The following is a 17,671-nucleotide window of genomic DNA, read 5'->3' as shown; positions in this document are numbered from 1 at the left end:
GGCGTTTGAGGACAAGCGGCGCAGCCGCTTCGGGGGGTCCGGGGTCTCCCCGGTTTCGGGAAGGGGCGGGGCTGGGGAACAAAGCTCGCCGCAGGTGCCCGGGTGCGGGGCGGAGCCCCGGGAACCCGCTACGCCCGGGGGCGGCCCATCGCGCGGAACGTCCACCCAGCCGAACGCCAAGCGCCGGCGTCAAGCGCATTGCGCCCGTCCAGCACATGCCGAGACGCCGCCACAGCCCCCAGCACCGCCGGATCCAGCTCGCGGAACTCGCGCCACTCCGTCAGGTGGAGCACGACGTGCGCGCCCCGCACCGCGTCCAGCGCCGTCGGCGCGTAGGCCAGGGTCGGGAAGAGGCGGCGCGCGTTGTCCATGCCCTTGGGGTCGTAGACCGTGACCTGCCCGCCCTGAAGGTGGATCTGCCCGGCGACGTTGAGCGCCGGGGAGTCCCGTACGTCGTCGGAGTCCGGCTTGAACGTCGCGCCGAGCACCGCGACGCGCTGCCCGAGGAAGCTGCCGCCGACCGCCTCGCGCGCGAGCTCGACCATGTGGCCGCGGCGGCGCATGTTGATGGAGTCGACCTCGCGGAGGAAGGTCAGCGCCTGGTCGACGCCCAGCTCGCCCGCGCGGGCCATGAAGGCGCGGATGTCCTTCGGCAGGCAGCCGCCGCCGAAGCCGATGCCGGCCCGCAGGAACTTCTTGCCGATGCGCTCGTCGTGGCCGATGGCCTCCGCCAGCTTCACCACGTCGCCGTCGGCGGCCTCGCAGACCTCGGCCATGGCGTTGATGAAGGAGATCTTCGTGGCGAGGAAGGAGTTCGCGGCGGTCTTCACCAGCTCGGCCGTGGGGTAGTCGGCGACGACGAACGGCGTGCCCTCGCCGATCGGGGTCGCGTACACCTCGCGCAGCAGCTTCTCGCCGCGCTCACCGGCGACGCCGACGACGATCCGGTCGGGGTGCAGGGTGTCCTGGACGGCGAAGCCCTCGCGCAGGAACTCCGGGTTCCAGGCGAGCTCCACGTCCGCGCCCGCCGGGGCCAGCCCGGCGAGCAGCTCCGCGAGCCGGGCAGCGCTGCCCACCGGGACGGTGGACTTGCCGACGACCAGCGCGGGCCGGTGCAGCACGGGGGCGAGGGAGGAGACGGCGGCCTCGACGTAGGACATGTCGCAGGCGTACTCGCCGTGCTTCTGCGGGGTGTTCACGCAGATGAAGTGGACGTCGCCGAATGCGCCGACCTCCTCCCAGGAGGTGGTGAAGCGCAGCCGCCCGGTCGAGCCCTCGATCCCGGCGACGTGCTTGCGGAGGAGCTCCTCCAGACCGGGCTCGTACATCGGGACCTTGCCCCGGCCGAGCGTCTCGATCTTCTCCGGCACCACGTCGAGGCCCAGCACCTCGAAGCCGAGCTCCGCCATGGCCGCGGCGTGGGTGGCGCCGAGGTAGCCGGTGCCGATCACGGTGATCTTGAGGGCCATGCGGTGCTCCATGTGCTGACGGGCCGGACTGCGCTGCCCGAGCATAGTCGGGGCGGGGGCCGGGAAGGATCTCGGGAGAGGCCATGAAGGCCGGGCGCAGCGCGGACCGCCGTGCGGTCGCTGTCGGCAAGCTCACGTATACCCGTCCGGAAGCCGCCCCTAGAATCGGGGTTACTAAACGGTAGTTAACTCTCAGGGGAGTACGCCTTGGCGGGATCAAAGGACTTCGACCTGTACCGGCCTTCCGAGGAGCACGACGAGCTCCGCAAGGTCGTGCGCTCGCTCGCCGAGGCGAAGATCGCGCCGTTCGCCGCCGAGGTGGACGAGGAGGGCCGCTTCCCCCAGGAGGCGCTCGACTCCCTGGTGGCCGCCGATCTGCACGCCGTGCACGTCCCCGAGGAGTTCGGCGGCGCCGGTGCCGACGCGCTGGCCACGGTGATCGTCATCGAGGAGGTCGCGCGCGTCTGTGCCTCCTCCTCCCTGATCCCGGCGGTCAACAAGCTCGGCTCGCTGCCCGTCGTGCTCTCCGGCTCGGACGACCTCAAGAAGCGCTACCTGAGCCCGCTCGCCAAGGGCGAGGCGATGTTCTCGTACGCCCTCTCGGAGCCCGACGCGGGCTCGGACGCGGCCGGCATGAAGACCAAGGCCGTGCGCGACGGCGACCACTACGTCCTCAACGGCGTGAAGCGCTGGATCACCAACGCGGGCGTCAGCGAGTACTACACGGTCATGGCCGTCACCGACCCCGAGAAGCGCTCCAAGGGCATCTCCGCCTTCGTGGTGGAGAAGTCCGACGAGGGCGTCTCCTTCGGCGCGCCGGAGAGGAAGCTCGGCATCAAGGGCTCCCCGACCCGCGAGGTCTACCTCGACAACGTCCGGATCCCCGCCGACCGCATGATCGGCGAGGAGGGCACCGGCTTCGCGACCGCGATGAAGACCCTCGACCACACCCGCATCACCATCGCGGCGCAGGCGCTGGGCATCGCGCAGGGCGCGCTGGACTACGCCAAGGGCTATGTCCTGGAGCGCAAGCAGTTCGGCAAGCCGATCGCCGACTTCCAGGGCATCCAGTTCATGCTCGCCGACATGGCGATGAAGCTGGAGGCCGCCCGCCAGCTGACGTACTCGGCCGCGGCCAAGTCCGAGCGCGTCGACGGCGACCTCACCTTCTTCGGCGCCGCGGCCAAGTGCTTCGCCTCCGACGTCGCCATGGAGGTCACCACGGACGCCGTCCAGCTGCTCGGCGGCTACGGCTACACCCGTGACTACCCGGTGGAGCGCATGATGCGCGACGCCAAGATCACCCAGATCTACGAGGGCACGAACCAGGTTCAGCGCATCGTCATGGCGCGCAACCTGCCGAAGTAGCCGGCCCCGCACCGACACCACGGCCCCCGACGCGATCGCGCCGGGGGCCGTGGTGCTGCCGGTGGGGCGGCTCAGAATTCCAGGGTGACGTTGTAGCGCTTCAGCCACGCGTTCCACTGGATGACGGACTCGACCGGGTAGCGGCCCCACTCGCCGGTGGGGCTGTCCGTGCGGGCGGCCGCGGCCGTCGCCGCCTCGCGGTCGAGCAAGGGGGCGACCGGGGCGTCGGGGTCGGCCAGCAGGGCCCTGAGCTCCTCGCGCACGGCCTGCATATAGGTGGGGTCCTGGGTCACGGGGTACGGGCTCTTCTTGCGCTCCACGACCGAGCGCGGCAGGAGGTGGGAGGTCGCCGCCCGCAGCAGGCTCTTCTCCCGGCCGTCGAAGGTCTTCATCGCCCACGGGGTGTTGAAGACGTACTCGACCAGGCGGTGGTCGCAGAACGGGACGCGCACCTCCAGGCCACTGGCCATGCTCATCCGGTCCTTGCGGTCCAGCAGCCACTGCACGAGCCGGGTCAGGTGCAGGTGGTTGATCTCGCGCATCCGCCGTTCGAGGCCCGTCTCGCCCGCCAGCACCGGCACCTCGGCCAGGGCCTCGCTGTAGCGCTGCCGGATGTAGCCGGGAATATCGAGCTTGTCCAGGAACGCCTGGTCCATGATCCCGCCGCCGCCCTGGGCGTTGGGGCCCATCACGACCAGCCAGGGGAAGGTGTCCCCGTGCACCGCCTCCTCGTCGTGGAACCAGCGGTACCCGCCGAAGAGCTCGTCGGCGGCCTCGCCCGACAGCGCGACGGTCGACCGCTCGCGGACCGCCCGGAACAGCAGGTACAGCGAGGTGTCGAGGTCGCTCACGCTCAGCGGCAGGTCGCGGGCCCGCAGCACGGCGGCGCGCACGCCGGGGTCGGCGAGCTGCTCGGTGTGCAGGACGAGACTGGCGTGGTCGGTGCCCAGGTGCCGGACCACGTCGGTGACGTACGGGGCGTCGGACTCCGGCCGCATGGCGTTGGGCCGGAAGTTCTCGGTGTAGCCGACGTAGTCGACGTCGAAGGAGCGGACGGGGCCGCGGGCCGCCGCGAAACCGGTGATCGCGCTCGAGTCGAGGCCGCCCGACAACAGGCTGGACAGCGGGACGTCGGAGACGAGCTGCCGCTCCACGGTGTCGGAGAGGAGGTCGCGCACGGTGGCGATCGTCGTGTCGAGGTCGTCGGTGTGCGGGCGGGCCTCCAGCGCCCAGTACCGCTGCGGGGTGACGCCGCCCCGGTGCACGCGCACCACATGGCCGGGCCGCACCTCGCGCAGGTCGCGGTAGATCGCGTGCGTCGGCGTCTTGACGACGCTCAGCGCCTCGGCCATGCCCTCCGCGGTGACGACCGGAGCGACGAGGCCGCTCTCCAGAATGGCCTTGGGCTCCGACCCGAAAAGGACCCCGGAGCCGGTGGCGGCGTAATACAGCGGTTTGATTCCCATGCGGTCGCGTATGAGGAAGAGTTCTTCCTTGCGCACGTCCCACACGGCGAAGGCGTACATCCCGTTCAGCCGCTCCGCGCAGCCGGCGCCCCATTCGAGATAGGCGCGCAGCACGACCTCCGTGTCGCTGCGGGTGCGGAACCGGTGGCCCCGGCCCTCCAGTTCGCGGCGCAGTTCGAGGAAGTTGTAGACCTCGCCGCTGTAGGTGAGGACGGCCAGGGTCCTGCCGTCCTCCTCGGCCACCATCGGCTGGGTGCCGCCCTCGATGTCGATGACGGCGAGCCTGCGGTGCCCCAGTGCCGCGTGCCGGTCGACCCACGCCCCTTCGGCGTCCGGGCCACGGCATTCCATGGTGTCGACCATTTTCCCGAAAGTGGCGAGCTCGCCCCTCAGATCACGGTCGAAATCCGCCCAACCTGCAATTCCGCACATGCGGTTACCTCCCGCGCTATCGGCTTGATCGCGATGCTATGAAGACGGATCCGGCGGGGCACTGCGGTAATCCGAAGGCATGGATTCCGGGCCGGCCGGTGGTCATTCGGTGACGGCCGTCGCCTCGGCGGGGACGGGCGAGCCGGTGCCGGAGGCTCCGCTCGTACGGGCGGACACGTTCGGCACGACGAGCAGATGGACGAGCAGCCCGAGGACGGCGAACCCGGCCGCCACGTACGGCAGGGCGGACATCGGCAGCCCGGCGGCCAGCACGGCGCCGAACAGCGCCGAGCCGACGGCACTGCCCAGGTAGATCGCCGAGTCGTTGAGCGCGACCACCACATTGCTGTTGTCCGGGCGCGCGGCCAGGAGCTGTTCCTGCTGCGGCGCGGGGGAGGCGAACCCCGCCGCTCCCCAGACCAGCAGCGGCAGGAAGAGCAGCGCGTGCACCCCACCGGCCAGGGGCACCACCACCATGGCCGCGGCGAACGCCAGCATCACCACGGTGAACAGCGAGAACGACCGCCGTGTGCGGTCGATGACGACGCCGATCAGCAGGCTGCCGAGGATGCCGCCGATGCCCCAGGTGGCGAGGTACGGGATCGGGTTGCCGATGTGGCCGACCGACTTCAGCACGGGGGCCAGATAGGTGTAGAGGCCGAGGCTCGCGATGTTCGCGACGAAGGACACGACGACGATCGACGCGACCTTGGGGTCGCCGAGCACGGCCATGCGCCGGCGCAGCCGCATCGGGGGCGAGCCGGGCAGTTCGGGCAGCAGGATGCCGATGCCGATCAGCGCCAGCAGGCCGAGGCCGGTGACCGCCCACAGGGTGAGCCGCCAGCCGAAGAGATGGGCCAGGGCGAGGCCCGCGGGCATGCCCAGGACGGTGCCGATGCTGAGCCCGCCCAGCACCAGTCCCAGCGCGCGGCCGCGCTGCTCCGGCTCCACCAGCGCCGCGGCCGTCGTGGCGGCCATCGGCATGTAGATCCCGGCGCCGATCCCGGCGATCGCGCGGGCGACGAGCAGGAGGGGGTACGAACTCGACAGCGCGCTCAGCCCGTTGCCGAGGGTGAAGACCAGGAGCGCGCCCAGGAGGACCAGCTTGGCCGGCTTGCTGGAGAGCACGGCGGTGCAGACGGGGGCGGCCAGCGCGTAGCAGAGGGTGAAGGCGGTGACCAGCTGCCCGGCTAACGACAGGGAGACGTCGAAGTCTCCCGAGATGTCGGACAGCAGGCCGGTCATGATGAAGCCGTCCATCCCCAGGGCGAAGGTCCCGAAGGCCAGCAGAACCGTACGGCGCATGGACTCTCCTTTGTTCGAAAGATTTAGTCCAATGGATCGTACAGTTCGTCAACTGTGCTCAGCAATGCGCCACTTCACCCGGCGGAAGGTGTCCCGCCATTCGTTCTACGTTTCTAGAAACAGCGAAACCGGACTAGTCTTCGAGGGTGCGCAGTTACCACCACCCGGCCCCCGAGGACATCCGGCTGCACGACGTCCTGTTCGCGCTCAGCGACCCGACGCGCAGCAGGCTCGTCGGCCTGCTCCGCGAGCGCGGCGAGCACACGGTCGGCGGCCTGGCGGAACACGCGGGCGCCATACCGAAGTCGACGATGAGCTATCACAACAAGACCCTCCGCGAGGCGGGCGTCACCCGTATCCGCTCCGAGGGCACGCGGTGCTTCGTCTCGCTGCGCTCGGAGGATCTGGAGGCCCGCTACCCGGGCCTCCTCGACCTCCTGCTGGCCTACGCGGCGAACGAGGCGTAGCCGCTCAGGCGCCCGCCGCCGCGGCGGCCTTCGCCGCGGCCGGCAGCGCGTCGGCCACCCGCCCCAGTGCCGCGTCGTCGTGCGCGGCCGACAGGAACCACACCTCGAACGCCGACGGCGGCAGATACACCCCGCGCGCGAGCATCTCGTGGAAGAACGCCGTGTGCCGCGCGGTGTCCTGCGCCCGCGCGCCGTCGAAGTCGACGACCTCCGCGCCGGTGAAGAAGACCGAGAACATGGTCCCCGCGTACTGCACCCGGTGCGGCACACCCTCCGCGGCCAGCGCCTGCGACACCAGATTGCCCAACTGCCGTGCCGCTGCGTCGAGATGCTCGTAGACCTCCGGGGTGCACGCCCGGAGCGTGGCCAGCCCGGCGGCGGCGGCCACAGGGTTCCCCGACAGGGTCCCGGCCTGGTACACCGGGCCGTCCGGGGCCAGCAGCCGCATCACGTCCGCCCGGCCGCCGAAGGCCGCCGCCGGGAAGCCGCCGCCCATGACCTTGCCGAACGTCATCAGGTCCGGGGCCACGCCGTCGATCCCGTACCAGCCGGTCGCGCTCGCCCGGAAGCCGGTCATCACCTCGTCCGACACATACAGCGCCCCGTGCCGGTGGCACAGTTCGCGCAGCCCGGCGTTGAAGCCCGGACGCGGCGGCACCACACCCATGTTGCCGGGCGACGCCTCGGTGATCACGCACGCGATCGCGTCGGGGTGGGCGGCGAAGGCCTCCTCCACCGCCCGCAGGTCGTTGTACGGCAGGACGATCGTGTCGCCTGCCGCGGCCCCCGTCACGCCCGGGGTGTCCGGGAGCGAAAGAGTGGCCGGGCCCGAGCCCGCGGCGGCGAGCAGCGCGTCCACGTGCCCGTGGTAGCAGCCCGCGAACTTCACCACCTTCGCCCGGCCCGTGAACCCGCGTGCCAGCCGGATGGCCGACATCGTCGCCTCCGTACCGGAGTTGACCAGTCGCACCGACTCCACCGGCGCGATCCGGGCCACGATCTCCTCGGCCAGCGCCACCTCGGCCTCGACCGGCGCGCCGAAGGACGTGCCCAGGTCGGCGGCCCGGCGCACGGCCTCCAGGACACCCGGGTGGGCGTGCCCGAGAATCAGCGGACCCCAGGAGCTCACGAGGTCGACGTACTCGTTGCCGTCCGCGTCCGTGAGGTACGGGCCGCTGCCGGAGGCCATGAAGCGGGGCGTGCCGCCCACCGCGCCGAAAGCGCGCACGGGGGAGTTGACGCCGCCGGGGATCACGGCGCGGGCACGCTCGAAGAGGGCCCGGGAAACGGATGTATTCGTGTCGCTGTTCACGCTTCTCCGAAAGTCATGAGGCGGTGGGAACCGCGTGTGGGGAGCCGGGCAGGCCGTCGTTCGGCCTGCCCGGCCGGAACACCAGTCGCATTTATGCGGCCGCAGAGGCGCCGGCCCGGGACCCGGGCGCCCCCTGCTCGGGGAAGGAGGGGGCGAAGAGCCGGACCATGACTTCGACATAGAGCTCGCCCTGCGCCTCCTCGGCCAGTTGCCGGGCGCGCACGGTCGGGCCGTGCAGGACCTTGTCCACGATGCGGCGGACGGAACGCGCGATCTCCGCGTGCTCCTGGGACCCGAGATCCGGCATCCGCTGCGTGAGCCGGTCGATCTCCGTGCTCACCACGGCGGACGCCGCCGAGCGCATCGCGGCCACCACGGGGGCGGCGCGTGCCACCCGCTGGGCGGCCACGAACTCGCCGACCTCCTCCGCCACGAGCTTCCGGGCGGCCGCGAGGCTCGACATGGCCGAGGCCGCCTCCGGGCCGGTCTCCGCGAGCCGTTCGAGATCCACCACGACGACGCCCGGAACCGCGGCGACCTCCGCGTCGATGTTCCGCGGCATGGCGAGGTCGAGCAGGAACAGCTCCCGCCCGCCCCGGGCCCGCACGGCCCGCTCGGCGTGGGCCGCCCGGATCACGCTGCCCGTCCCGCCGACACAGCACACCGCCAGGTCGACGTCGGCGAGGAGCTCCGGCACCCGCTCCATGGGCACCGCCCGGCCGGCGTACCGCTCGGCGAGCCGCTCCGCGCGCTCCACCGTGCGGTTGGCGATCAACAGCTCACCTGGGCCCGCGCGGCGCAGGTCGGCGGCCACCACGGCCCCCATCGAGCCCGCGCCGACCAGCAGCACGGACTTGCCGGCCAGCGCCCCCAGCGTGCGCTCCAGGCGCTGGAGCCCCAGGGTGGCCAGGGACCGCCCGGCCTCGTTGATGCCGGTCTCGGTGCGCACGCGCTTGCCGAGCCGGAGGGCCTTCTGGCCCAGCTGGTTGAGCAGGCGCCCCGCGGAGCCCCGCTCCTGCGCCCCGGACAGAGCGGACTTCACCTGTCCCAGGATCTGGTCCTCGCCGATGACCAGGGACTCCAGCCCGCTCGCCACCGAGAACAGATGGTGCACCGCTTCCTCGCCCCGGCGGACGTGCAGCTGGGCGCGCACTTCCTCGGCGGCCGCGCCCGCCCGCCGGGCGATCAGCTCGCCCAGTGCGCGGCTCGCGGCGGCGGAGTCGTCGGACTCTACGTAGAGCTCGAGTCGGTTGCAGGTGGCCAGCACCAGGGCGGCGGCACCGCCCGATCCGGAGATCGCCGCATGGACGCCGTCGAGTTCGTCGTCGGCGAGCGCCACTTCTTCCAGCAGGCTCACCGGGGTGGTGGCATGGCTGACGCCGACGACCGCGATCCTGTCGATGCCGACGTCAGGGGTATTCCCTTTCACAATGATCACACCTACCGTCTGGTGTCGTTCCTGAGGAATTCCCGTGGCGGTCAGGCGGGGAGCTTGGTGGCGAACTCCGTGGCCCAATAGGTCAGGATGATCGAGGCACCGGCCCGCCTTATCGAGGTGAGCGTCTCGACGACGGCGGACTCCCGGTCGATCCAGCCCCGGGCCGCGGCCGCCTCCACCATCGCGTACTCCCCGGACACGTGGTACGCGGCCACCGGCACATTGACCAGTTCGGTGATCGCGGACACGACGTCGAGATAGGTCGTGATGGGCTTCACCATCACCATGTCGGCGCCCTCGGCGGCGTCGAGTGCCACCTCGTGGAGCGATTCCCGGGCGTTCCCGGGGTTCTGCTGGTAGGTCTTGCGATTCCCCTTCAGCGAGGAGTTCACAGCCTCGCGAAAAGGTCCGTAGAAGGACGAGGCGTACTTCGCGGAGTAGCCCATGATCGGTATGTGCGGGAATCCGGCCGCATCCAGGGCCGACCGCATGTATCCGATCTGGCCGTCCATCATTCCGCTGGGGGCGACCAGTTGGGACCCGGCCTGCGCCTGGACCACGGCCATCTCCCCGAACTTCACCAGGGAGGCGTCATTGTCCACGTCACCGGAGGCGTCGAGCACTCCGCTGTGGCCGTGGTCGGTGTATTCGTCGAGATTGACGTCCGTCATGACGACGAGGGCGTCACCGACCTCCGACACCACGTCGCGGACGGCCTGCTGAAGGATCCCGTCGGGATCCAGGGCGCCCGTGCCCAGGGCGTCCTTCTCCTCGGGGATGCCGAAGAGCATCAGCCCGCCCACCCCCGCGGCCGCGGCCTCGTGCGCCGCCTTGCGCAGGGAGTCGCGGGTGTGCTGGACCACGCCCGGCATCGAATTGACCTGCTGCGGAGCCGAGATGCCCTCGCGGACGAAGAGGGGCTGGACCAGATTGTGGGCGTGCACCCGGGTCTCGACGACCAGGCGCCGCATCGCCGGGGACCGGCGCAGCCGGCGCGGGCGGTGCACCAGCCCGAGCGGGTTCGCGGGCCGGCCGGTGGAAGGGGTGTGAGGGGTCATGAGGTGATGCCGTCCTTTCCGTTCATCGCGTTGAGGAGCACTTCTTGCAGGTGGTCGACGACCCCGGCATCGGGCCGGCGGAACCGGTGGCCGGTGGTGGGCCGGGAGAGGATGCCCAGCTGCCCGGCGTGCACCGCGGTCTCCGCCATGCGGACGAGCAGCCCCGCGGGGTCCACGACGGGAAGTCCGTGCAGCTCGTGGATTCCCAGGTGCCAGAGGACCTCGTTGGGGAATCCCTCGCCGGGGATGATGATCTGCGCGCCCTTGCGGGCGGCTCGCAGGGCGGCGTCCGCGAAGGATTCCGCGAACGGGCCGCAGTCGCCCGACATCGCCTTGTGGACGAGTTCGCTCCCGGCGCCGACGATTTCGTACGCCGCGAGTCGGCCGGTCAGTCCGTACCGCTGGATGTTCTCCCGAATGGGCTCTTCCAGACCGGAGTTGAAACCCACGACGGCGAACCGGTAACCGAACATCGCCGCCAGGTGGAAGGCGGTCTCCCCGTACCCGAGCACCGGAATGGCGGCCCGTGTGCGTGCCGCGACCAGGCCGGGGTCCTGTCCCGCGGCGATGACCCACGCGTCGTATCCCCGGCGTTCGGCCGCCACGGCGGTGCGCCCGAAATAGTCGTCGAACATCACGGCGAGCGCGCTGTACTGCACGAGGTCGACCGGTGTCCGGTCGCCGTAGGCGTCGTCCGGCAGGGTCTTGATGTCCACGACGGTTCCGGGCGAGGCCACCGCGTCCATGTGCTCGCGGTACCAGGTGTCCAGCAGTGGTAACCGCCCCTGAACCGTGTGCTTCTGAAGCCAAATGCGCATACGAGTCCCTTGCGTGTGTGGGAGAGCGGAGAAGGCCCGGCCGGATTTCACACGCCCGTGGTCAGGCGCGGCGCGCTGTCGAGCATCGACGCCTGCCACAGGTACCGGTGGGTGAGCCGGGGGTCGGCCGCGATCCTCCTGATCTCCCGGACGCCGTCCGCCAGCGCCGTGGGATCGGGAGCGGCCACCCCGGAGACGCGGGCCTCGCTGCGCGGCAGGACCTGTCGCACCAGCACGGCGCGCCGCAGCGCCAGGGCGCGGTCCAAGGCGTCCGGTCCGGCGCGCCCGTCGAGCACGTCCGCCAGTTCCGAGGAGACGGCCACGGCGTCGTGCAGCCCGCAGTTCATGTTCATGCCGCCGGCCGTCGAGGTCACATGGGCGGCGTCGCCCATGAACAGCACCCGGCCGTGGCAGTAGTCGTCGAGGACATGCCGGGAGAGCCGGTAGGTGTGGGCGGTGAAGGCCGCCGGATCCACCGCGGGGAGGCCCTCCCGCACGGTGTCGAGCAGCGGCCCGTAGAACTCCGGCCGGGCCGCCTCCGCCGCGTCCACGGCGGCGGGCACGCGGAAGATCACCCGCCAGTGGTCCCGGAGCCCGAGCAGGCTGCACGACTGTCTGCCGTCCCGGACGTAGGTGAGCGCGGCCGGCCCCGGCGCGTGCCGGTCCAGGGGTACGGGCGTGATGCAGCGCAGCGCGTAGCTCGGATAGTCCTCACCGTGGAAGGGGACGCCCAGGCACTTCCTGACGGTGCTGTGCGCGCCGTCGGCCGCGATGACGTACCGCCCGTCGACGCTGCACCTGCCCTCGTCCGTGTGGCCGTGCACCCGGACCGTCGGCCCGAGGTGCTCCACGCCCGTCACCGTGCAGCCGAACAGCAGCCGCACGTGCGGCAGGGACCGCAGCTCCCGCAGCAGCAGCGCGGTGAGCGCGGACTGCTCCGCGTGCAAGCGGTACGGAAAGCCCGTGGCCCCTCGCAGCACGTCGAAGTCCATCTCCGCGAGCACCGCACCGGACAGGTCGCGCCACTGCACGCGGTCCACCCGGCGCCCCACCGCGTGGAGTCCGTCGACGACGCCTAGCTCCGCCAGGAGGTCGAGGGTGGCCGGGTGGAAGGTGGAGGCCCGGGAGGCCGTGTTCAGCCCCTCGCCGCTCTCCGCCACGGTCACCGGCACGCCTCGCCGGGCGAGCACGAGGGCGGCGGTCAGTCCCACGGGACCGGCACCGACGACGACCACGTCCGGCCCGTCCGCGGTGGACCGGGCGCCGCTCATGCCGACTCCGCCGTGCCGAGGGACGTCTCCTGGAGCAGGACCGGCCGCGCGGGGCGGCCGGTGGCCACGCCCGGCACCGGCCAGTCCTCGAACGCTTCCTCGCTCCACCCGCCGCCCGCGTTGACCGCCCACCAGGCACCGCACAGGTTCGATGTGAGCAGGGTCCGGTGGTCCTCGCGCAGGGTGCGCAGCGCGCCCAGCGTGGGCATGCCGGTCCCGGTGAAGAGCAGCGGCCCGTTCCCGGGGAGCCGTGCGTCACGCACCTGCCGGACCAGGTCGTCCGTGGTGACGTCGTACGGCGAGAAGCCCTTGGCCGACTCCACCGACACCACGCCGTCGACGCGCAGCCCGGCGGCCTCCCAATAGGCGACCGACAGCTCCGTCAGCCAGGGGGCGTACGGAGAGACGAGCGTCATGCCGGTCAGGCCGTACGCGCGGAAGCACTCCACGATCGCCTGGGTGACCGAGACGACGCGCACCCCGAGCCGGTGGCTGAGGCCGAGACAGAACTCCCGGTCGGCCTCCGGTCCCTGGAGGTAGTGGCCGCCGCTGCACGCGATGACGACGGCGTCGAGTTCGAGCCTCCCGAATCCCTCGATGACGCTGCGCGCGGAATCGTTGTAGCCCTCCAGCCGCTGCCGCAGATCGCGATCGGGGAATACGGGGAGACGTGCCGCGTATACCGCGCCCCAGTGCGACAGGAGCTGTTGGAACTCGGGCTCGACCGTAGCGTTCCCCGATGGAACGACGACGCCTGCCCGGCGGGTACGAGTTTCCATTCCCTCCCCTTCCCAAGTGCCGGTGCGACAACGCTAGAAGGGGTGGCCGGGGGCGGCACTACGGTTTACCGCAGAACCTTCCGGAGCGGTCCCGGAACAGCGAAAAGAATCCTGCGGGGCCGCCCGGTGGAGAGGGCGGCCCCGCAGGATTCGGATGTGTTCGAGATCAGGCGTACTGCCGTAATGCGCCGTGGAGCTGGGCCCGGCGCTGAATGCCGAGCCGTCGGTAGATATTCGTCATGTGCAGTTCCACGGCCCTGATCGATACGGACAGCCGCTGGGCGATCTCCCGGTTCGTGCGACCCGCCACGACAAGCTCGGCTATGCGTTCCTGATGGGGCGTCAAGCGTGTCTCGTCAGTCACTGCCTTTACTCCTCGCCGCCTGCTGAGCGCCCGATGCCACGAACGGCATATCCGCTGCCCCCGTCGCTTCTCACCATCAGGCGCAACGACATACTGCACCCCGGCAGTGACTCCTTGTGAAGGCGTGCCGCCGGTCAGCTCGGTCAGGGCGGTCAACTCGGTCAGCAGCGGCTTCGGACCGCATGCGAGGGCAGGGACGTGGGCAGCCGGTACATCCTGCGCCGCCGTGTGCCCACGGCGGCCGAGAAACGAAAGGTCGGCCGAGTTCCATGCCATCCGTTGGCCGCGCCCGCTGGGCGATCGGCGGTGTCGTCGCCGGAGGCGTCGTCGTCAACTTCCTCGACCGCACCGCCCTGTCGGTGGCGAGTGCATCGATCGCCGATGAATTCGCCCTGGATCTGCGGCAACTGGGCATAGTGCTCTCGGCGTTCAGCTGGTCCTACTGCCTGATGCAGTTACCGGCCGGATTCCTCGTCGACGCCTTCGGGGTGAAGAGGCTCACCCGGATCGCCGCCGTCCTGTGGGGTCTCGCCAGCCTGCTGACCTCGGTGGCGGGCGGCCTGGGGCTCGTCATCCTGTCCCGGACGCTGCTCGGGATCGCCGAGGGCCCCTCCATGGTGGGCGCCGCGAAAGCGACCTCCTCCTGGTTCCCGACCGGCGAACGAGGCATGGCCACCGCCCTGTTCGACGGGGCGACCAAGCTCTCCAACATGGTCGCCTTCCCCGTCCTCGCATGGGTGATGAGCAGCTGGGGCTGGCGAGCCGGATTTCTCTTCACCGGGATGCTCAGCCTGCTCTTCGCGGCTGTTTGGTGGTGGGTCTACAAGGAGCCGTGCGAACACACCCGGATGAGCCCCGGGGAAAGGGCGCACATCATCGCCGGAGGCGCCCGCGACGCCGAACGGAACACCGCCCGGCAGTGGCGCCCGGCCCTGCGCTCCCCGCGCGTCTGGGGCCTGACGCTCGGCTTCGCCTGTTACGGCTACACCATCAATGTGGTGCTCACTTGGATGCCCCAGTTCTTCCAGCAGGAATTCGAAGCCGAGCTTCTGGAATCGGGCCTCTACGCCATGGTGCCCTGGGGCGCGGCGACCGTGGCGGAAATCCTGGTCGGCGGATGGCTCGTCGACCGGCTCGTACGCCGGGGCCGCGATCCGGAACGGGTCCGCAGAACCGTACTGACCGGAGGGCTGGCCGTCGGCGCGACCATAGGCTGGGCGGGCACCAGCAATTCACCGGCCGCCGCCGTCCTTTGGATGTCGGTGTCCCTCAGTGGGCTCGCCGTCGCGGCCCCTGTGGCGTGGAGCCTGCCCGGTCTCCTCGCGCCGCCCGGGGCGGTCGGAGCTGTCAGCGGCCTGATGAATTTCGCCAACACGGCGGCCAGCACCGGGGGAGTCCTGCTCACCGGCTGGCTGGCCGAGGCGACCGGATCATTTCAGTCGCCTTTCCTCTTCGCGGTCGGGGTGCTGACTGCCGGAACTCTCGTCTACTGGCGCACCCTTCGCCCTGCCCCGGCCGCCCCGCGGACCGCCGTCGCGGCGTACGCGGGCACCCACTCGCCGAAATCCGCCGCAGGGAACCGGTCGTTCGGCGAATGACCGGAACCGACACCCTGAATGCATAGGTCAACTATGTCGTCGATCACATGTGCCACGACCCTCGATCCGGCGAAAGTAGCGTCGGATGACACCGTCCGTGCAGGCCAGCCGGCTCGCGCTCCGCAACCGAGCGCCGTTGAGGTCGAGGTCCCCCCACATGTACGACACGTCAGCGCTGACGTCCTGTCTCCAGCGGCTGTCCTGGTCGCCCGAGCGACTGGCCCGCGAGATCAACAGGATCTGCGGTACCGGCACCATCAGCAGCAAGGCCCCCTACAACTGGCTGAAGGGCTCCCGCCCCCGGGGCCGTCTGCCACACGTGGTCGCGAAAATCCTTTCCGGCCGACTGGGCGAGACCGTCACCGTGGACGCCCTGTGGTCCGTGAAACCCGCCGCCAGGAGCACCGGAGGACTCCACCTCCCGCCGCAGCGGGGCACACCGGAACGGCAGTCCGGACGCGAAGCGGTCGACGCCGCCGTGGACTGGCTGGTGGACACCGACCGGCCACCGGTGGCACGGACCGGCGGCGAGGAGGTCGGCCCCGCCATGCTCGCCGCCCTCGTCGCCCGCATCTGCCAACTGCGCCGGCTCGACGACACCTGCGGCGGCAAGCTCGTCCTGGACTGGACGCTCCAGGACCTCCGCTGGGCCAGGAAGCTGGCCGCCGAGGCCTCCTACGACGAGCCGACCGGCGTACGCCTGCACACCGCCGTCGCCGAACTCGGCCAGCTCGCCGGGTGGATCGCCGCCGACCTCGGCATGGAAGCGCAGAGCAGGACCCATCTGCTGGGCGCCCTGCACGCCGCGCGCACCGCCGGCGACCGGCTGCTGGGCGCGTACATCATCTCCTGCCTCAGCTACCACGCCGCCTGGGACCGGCGGGGCGAGGAGGCTCTGCGGCTCATCCGGATCGCCCGCAAGGGCGTGGAGAACGAACCCGTGGGACTCGGCCAGGCCCTGCTCGCCACCCGCCAGGCCAGGGCCCACGCCAGCCTCGGCGACAGGAAGAGCTGCGAGCGGGTGCTGGACGAGGCGGCCGGGCTCAGCGACGGACGCGAGGCCGGCGTCGGGGCCCCCTGGGGCTACTGGCTGGTCCCCGCCGTCATGGTGGCCGACGCGGGCCGCGCCTGGCTGGAGACCGGCCGGCCCGACCGCGCCGAGGAGAACCTCGCGCACGGCCTGGAGCTCCTGGGAGAGACCCAGCCGCTCAACCGGCTGCTGCACCACACCTCGCTGGCCGAGGCCCGGCTCGCGCGCCGGGACGTCGACGGCGCGGCCGCGGCCGCCGACGCCGCGCTGGACCTCGCCGAGCACACCACCTCCGTCCGCGCCAACGTCCGCCTCGCGGGCCTCCGCCGCCGCTTCGAGGAGCACAACGCCACAGCCGTACGCCACGTCGTACAGCGGACCGAACACCTGCTGGCCCGGCGCCCCGCGACGACAGCGGGCTGACAGCCACCGGCCGGCCTTCCGGGAGAGAGGCACATGCGCATCACCTACGGCACACCGCTCGCGCCGATGACGACCCTGGGCATCGGCGGACCGGCCACGGCGCTCGCCGAGCTGGACGACCCCGCGGACTTCCCCGAGTTCGTCGCGTTCGCCCAGGGCCGCCCGGGCGGGCCGGTGTGCCTCGGGGCGGGCAGCAACGTACTGATCGGCGACGCGGGCTGCACAGCCCCCGTGCTGCGCATGGCCACCAGGGGCATCCGCGTGCGGGACCGCGACGACGACCGCCGGGTGCTGGTCGAGGTCCAGGCCGGCCACCCGCTCGGCGAGCTGGTCCGGACCCTCATCGCCGAGAACCTGACCGGCATGGAGATGCTGGCGGGCATCCCCGGCACCACCGGCGCGACACCCGTGCAGAACGTCGGCGCGTACGGCCAGGAGATCTCCGACACCCTGGTCCACGCCGTGGCCTGGGACTGGAAGCTGCGCCGCCGTGTCGTCCTGGACGCCGCGGCCTGCGCGCTGGGCCACCGCACCAGCGCCCTCAAACACTCCCGCCGCTGGACCCTGCTCAGCCTCCTCTTCGCCCTGCGCCGCTCCCCGCTGAGCGCCCCCGTCACCTACCGCACCGTCGCCGCGGAGCTCGACGTTCCCGTCGGCGCCAGGGTCCCGCTCGCCGAAGCCGCCCAGGCGGTGCTGGCCGTGCGCCGGGGCAAGGGCATGGTGCTGGACTGCGCCGACGGCGACCGGCGGTCGGCCGGCAGCGTCTTCCTCAGCCCCGAGGTGTCCCGCGCCCGGGCGGCGCGGCTGCGCCGGGACGGTGCGCCGGTCAACGACTTCCCCGACGGGACGACCCGGGTCAGCGCCAGCTGGCTCATCCACCGGGCCGGTTACGAACTCGGCGCCCCCGTGGCGGAGGGCGTCCGGGTCTCCTCCCGCCACCACACGCTGGTCGCCGACGAGGGCGCGAACGCCGCGCGCTTCCACGAGGCCATCTCCGCCGTGCGGCGCCGGGTGCTGTGCCGTACGGGGGTGCGGCTGGTGTCGGAGATCGACTTCATCGGGTGACCGGCGGG

The 17,671-nt window shown here is 71.4% G+C and carries 15 protein-coding genes; 5 read left to right on the top strand and 10 right to left on the bottom strand.

Going from position 1 to position 17,671, the window contains the following annotated elements; all coding sequences use genetic code 11:
* Positions 1-128: 128 nt before the first annotated feature.
* Positions 129-1,469, bottom strand: a complete 1,341-nt coding sequence (locus ABD269_RS06520; protein WP_344116910.1) for a UDP-glucose dehydrogenase family protein — start codon at positions 1,467-1,469, stop codon at positions 129-131.
* A 207-nt stretch (positions 1,470-1,676) separates the two neighbouring features.
* Here ABD269_RS06520 and ABD269_RS06515 point away from each other — a divergent pair, with 207 nt between their 5' ends.
* Positions 1,677-2,837 (top strand): acyl-CoA dehydrogenase, encoded by a 1,161-nt coding sequence (locus tag ABD269_RS06515; protein WP_344116909.1) that lies wholly within the window; start codon positions 1,677-1,679, stop codon positions 2,835-2,837.
* A 71-nt stretch (positions 2,838-2,908) separates the two neighbouring features.
* Here ABD269_RS06515 and asnB read toward each other — a convergent pair whose 3' ends face one another.
* Complete coding sequence (asnB, locus tag ABD269_RS06510) at positions 2,909-4,735, bottom strand: asparagine synthase (glutamine-hydrolyzing) (RefSeq protein WP_344116908.1); 1,827 nt, start codon at positions 4,733-4,735, stop codon at positions 2,909-2,911.
* Between the two features lie 102 nt (positions 4,736-4,837).
* Positions 4,838-6,040, bottom strand: coding sequence for an MFS transporter (locus ABD269_RS06505; RefSeq protein ID WP_344116907.1), 1,203 nt, complete (start codon positions 6,038-6,040; stop codon positions 4,838-4,840).
* A gap of 146 nt (positions 6,041-6,186) precedes the next feature.
* Here ABD269_RS06505 and ABD269_RS06500 point away from each other — a divergent pair, with 146 nt between their 5' ends.
* A complete protein-coding gene (locus tag ABD269_RS06500; RefSeq protein ID WP_301887019.1) occupies positions 6,187-6,507 on the top strand; it encodes an ArsR/SmtB family transcription factor in 321 nt (106 codons plus the stop codon).
* 4 nt (positions 6,508-6,511) lie between these two features.
* Here ABD269_RS06500 and hemL read toward each other — a convergent pair whose 3' ends face one another.
* The 7 genes from hemL to ABD269_RS06465 all read right to left on the bottom strand — a co-directional run bounded on the left by hemL (position 6,512) and on the right by ABD269_RS06465 (position 13,547).
* Positions 6,512-7,819, bottom strand: coding sequence for a glutamate-1-semialdehyde 2,1-aminomutase (gene hemL / locus ABD269_RS06495; RefSeq protein WP_344116905.1), 1,308 nt, complete (start codon positions 7,817-7,819; stop codon positions 6,512-6,514).
* 91 nt (positions 7,820-7,910) lie between these two features.
* Positions 7,911-9,248, bottom strand: coding sequence for a glutamyl-tRNA reductase (locus ABD269_RS06490; RefSeq protein ID WP_344116904.1), 1,338 nt, complete (start codon positions 9,246-9,248; stop codon positions 7,911-7,913).
* 50 nt (positions 9,249-9,298) lie between these two features.
* Complete coding sequence (gene hemB, locus ABD269_RS06485) at positions 9,299-10,315, bottom strand: porphobilinogen synthase (RefSeq protein WP_344116903.1); 1,017 nt, start codon at positions 10,313-10,315, stop codon at positions 9,299-9,301.
* Positions 10,312-11,133: an aspartate/glutamate racemase family protein gene (locus ABD269_RS06480; protein ID WP_344116902.1), complete on the bottom strand. Its 822-nt coding sequence runs from the start codon at positions 11,131-11,133 to the stop codon at positions 10,312-10,314. Before ABD269_RS06480 ends, hemB begins: the two co-directional genes overlap by 4 nt.
* Positions 11,134-11,180: 47 nt before the next feature.
* Positions 11,181-12,404, bottom strand: coding sequence for an FAD-dependent oxidoreductase (locus ABD269_RS06475; protein ID WP_344116901.1), 1,224 nt, complete (start codon positions 12,402-12,404; stop codon positions 11,181-11,183).
* The gene (locus tag ABD269_RS06470; protein WP_344116900.1) at positions 12,401-13,183 is read right to left on the bottom strand and encodes a maleate cis-trans isomerase family protein; all 783 of its coding nucleotides are present in this window, start codon (positions 13,181-13,183) and stop codon (positions 12,401-12,403) included. The genes ABD269_RS06475 and ABD269_RS06470 overlap by 4 nt, the downstream gene beginning before the upstream one ends.
* A gap of 166 nt (positions 13,184-13,349) precedes the next feature.
* Complete coding sequence (locus ABD269_RS06465; RefSeq protein ID WP_344116899.1) at positions 13,350-13,547, bottom strand: response regulator transcription factor; 198 nt, start codon at positions 13,545-13,547, stop codon at positions 13,350-13,352.
* Between the two features lie 269 nt (positions 13,548-13,816).
* On the opposite strand from ABD269_RS06465, the gene ABD269_RS06460 reads away from it, so the two are divergent.
* From ABD269_RS06460 to ABD269_RS06450, 3 genes are all read left to right on the top strand, one after another.
* A complete protein-coding gene (locus ABD269_RS06460; RefSeq protein WP_344116898.1) occupies positions 13,817-15,145 on the top strand; it encodes an MFS transporter in 1,329 nt (442 codons plus the stop codon).
* Positions 15,146-15,302: 157 nt separating this feature from the next.
* Positions 15,303-16,598 (top strand): NsdA family TPR-like regulatory protein, encoded by a 1,296-nt coding sequence (locus ABD269_RS06455; RefSeq protein WP_344116897.1) that lies wholly within the window; start codon positions 15,303-15,305, stop codon positions 16,596-16,598.
* A 33-nt stretch (positions 16,599-16,631) separates the two neighbouring features.
* Complete coding sequence (locus ABD269_RS06450; protein ID WP_344116896.1) at positions 16,632-17,663, top strand: UDP-N-acetylmuramate dehydrogenase; 1,032 nt, start codon at positions 16,632-16,634, stop codon at positions 17,661-17,663.
* The last annotated feature ends 8 nt before the right edge of the window (positions 17,664-17,671 follow it).

The sequence above is a fragment of the Streptomyces blastmyceticus genome (assembly GCF_039521185.1).
Classification (GTDB): Bacteria; Actinomycetota; Actinomycetes; order Streptomycetales; family Streptomycetaceae; genus Streptomyces; species Streptomyces blastmyceticus.
This window is presented reverse-complemented; position numbering and strand designations above follow the sequence as displayed.

What these genes read in the sequence shown, in the direction of transcription:
- asnB (WP_344116908.1), bottom strand. Translation starts at nt 4,735, where the DNA reads ATGTGCGGAATTGCAGGTTGGGCGGATTTCGACCGTGATCTGAGGGGC.
- ABD269_RS06470 (WP_344116900.1), bottom strand. Translation starts at nt 13,183, where the DNA reads ATGGAAACTCGTACCCGCCGGGCAGGCGTCGTCGTTCCATCGGGGAAC.
- ABD269_RS06455 (WP_344116897.1), top strand. Translation starts at nt 15,303, where the DNA reads ATGTACGACACGTCAGCGCTGACGTCCTGTCTCCAGCGGCTGTCCTGG.
- ABD269_RS06480 (WP_344116902.1), bottom strand. Translation starts at nt 11,133, where the DNA reads ATGCGCATTTGGCTTCAGAAGCACACGGTTCAGGGGCGGTTACCACTG.
- ABD269_RS06520 (WP_344116910.1), bottom strand. Translation starts at nt 1,469, where the DNA reads ATGGCCCTCAAGATCACCGTGATCGGCACCGGCTACCTCGGCGCCACC.
- ABD269_RS06505 (WP_344116907.1), bottom strand. Translation starts at nt 6,040, where the DNA reads ATGCGCCGTACGGTTCTGCTGGCCTTCGGGACCTTCGCCCTGGGGATG.
- ABD269_RS06460 (WP_344116898.1), top strand. Translation starts at nt 13,817, where the DNA reads ATGCCATCCGTTGGCCGCGCCCGCTGGGCGATCGGCGGTGTCGTCGCC.
- hemB (WP_344116903.1), bottom strand. Translation starts at nt 10,315, where the DNA reads ATGACCCCTCACACCCCTTCCACCGGCCGGCCCGCGAACCCGCTCGGG.
- ABD269_RS06475 (WP_344116901.1), bottom strand. Translation starts at nt 12,404, where the DNA reads ATGAGCGGCGCCCGGTCCACCGCGGACGGGCCGGACGTGGTCGTCGTC.
- ABD269_RS06450 (WP_344116896.1), top strand. Translation starts at nt 16,632, where the DNA reads ATGCGCATCACCTACGGCACACCGCTCGCGCCGATGACGACCCTGGGC.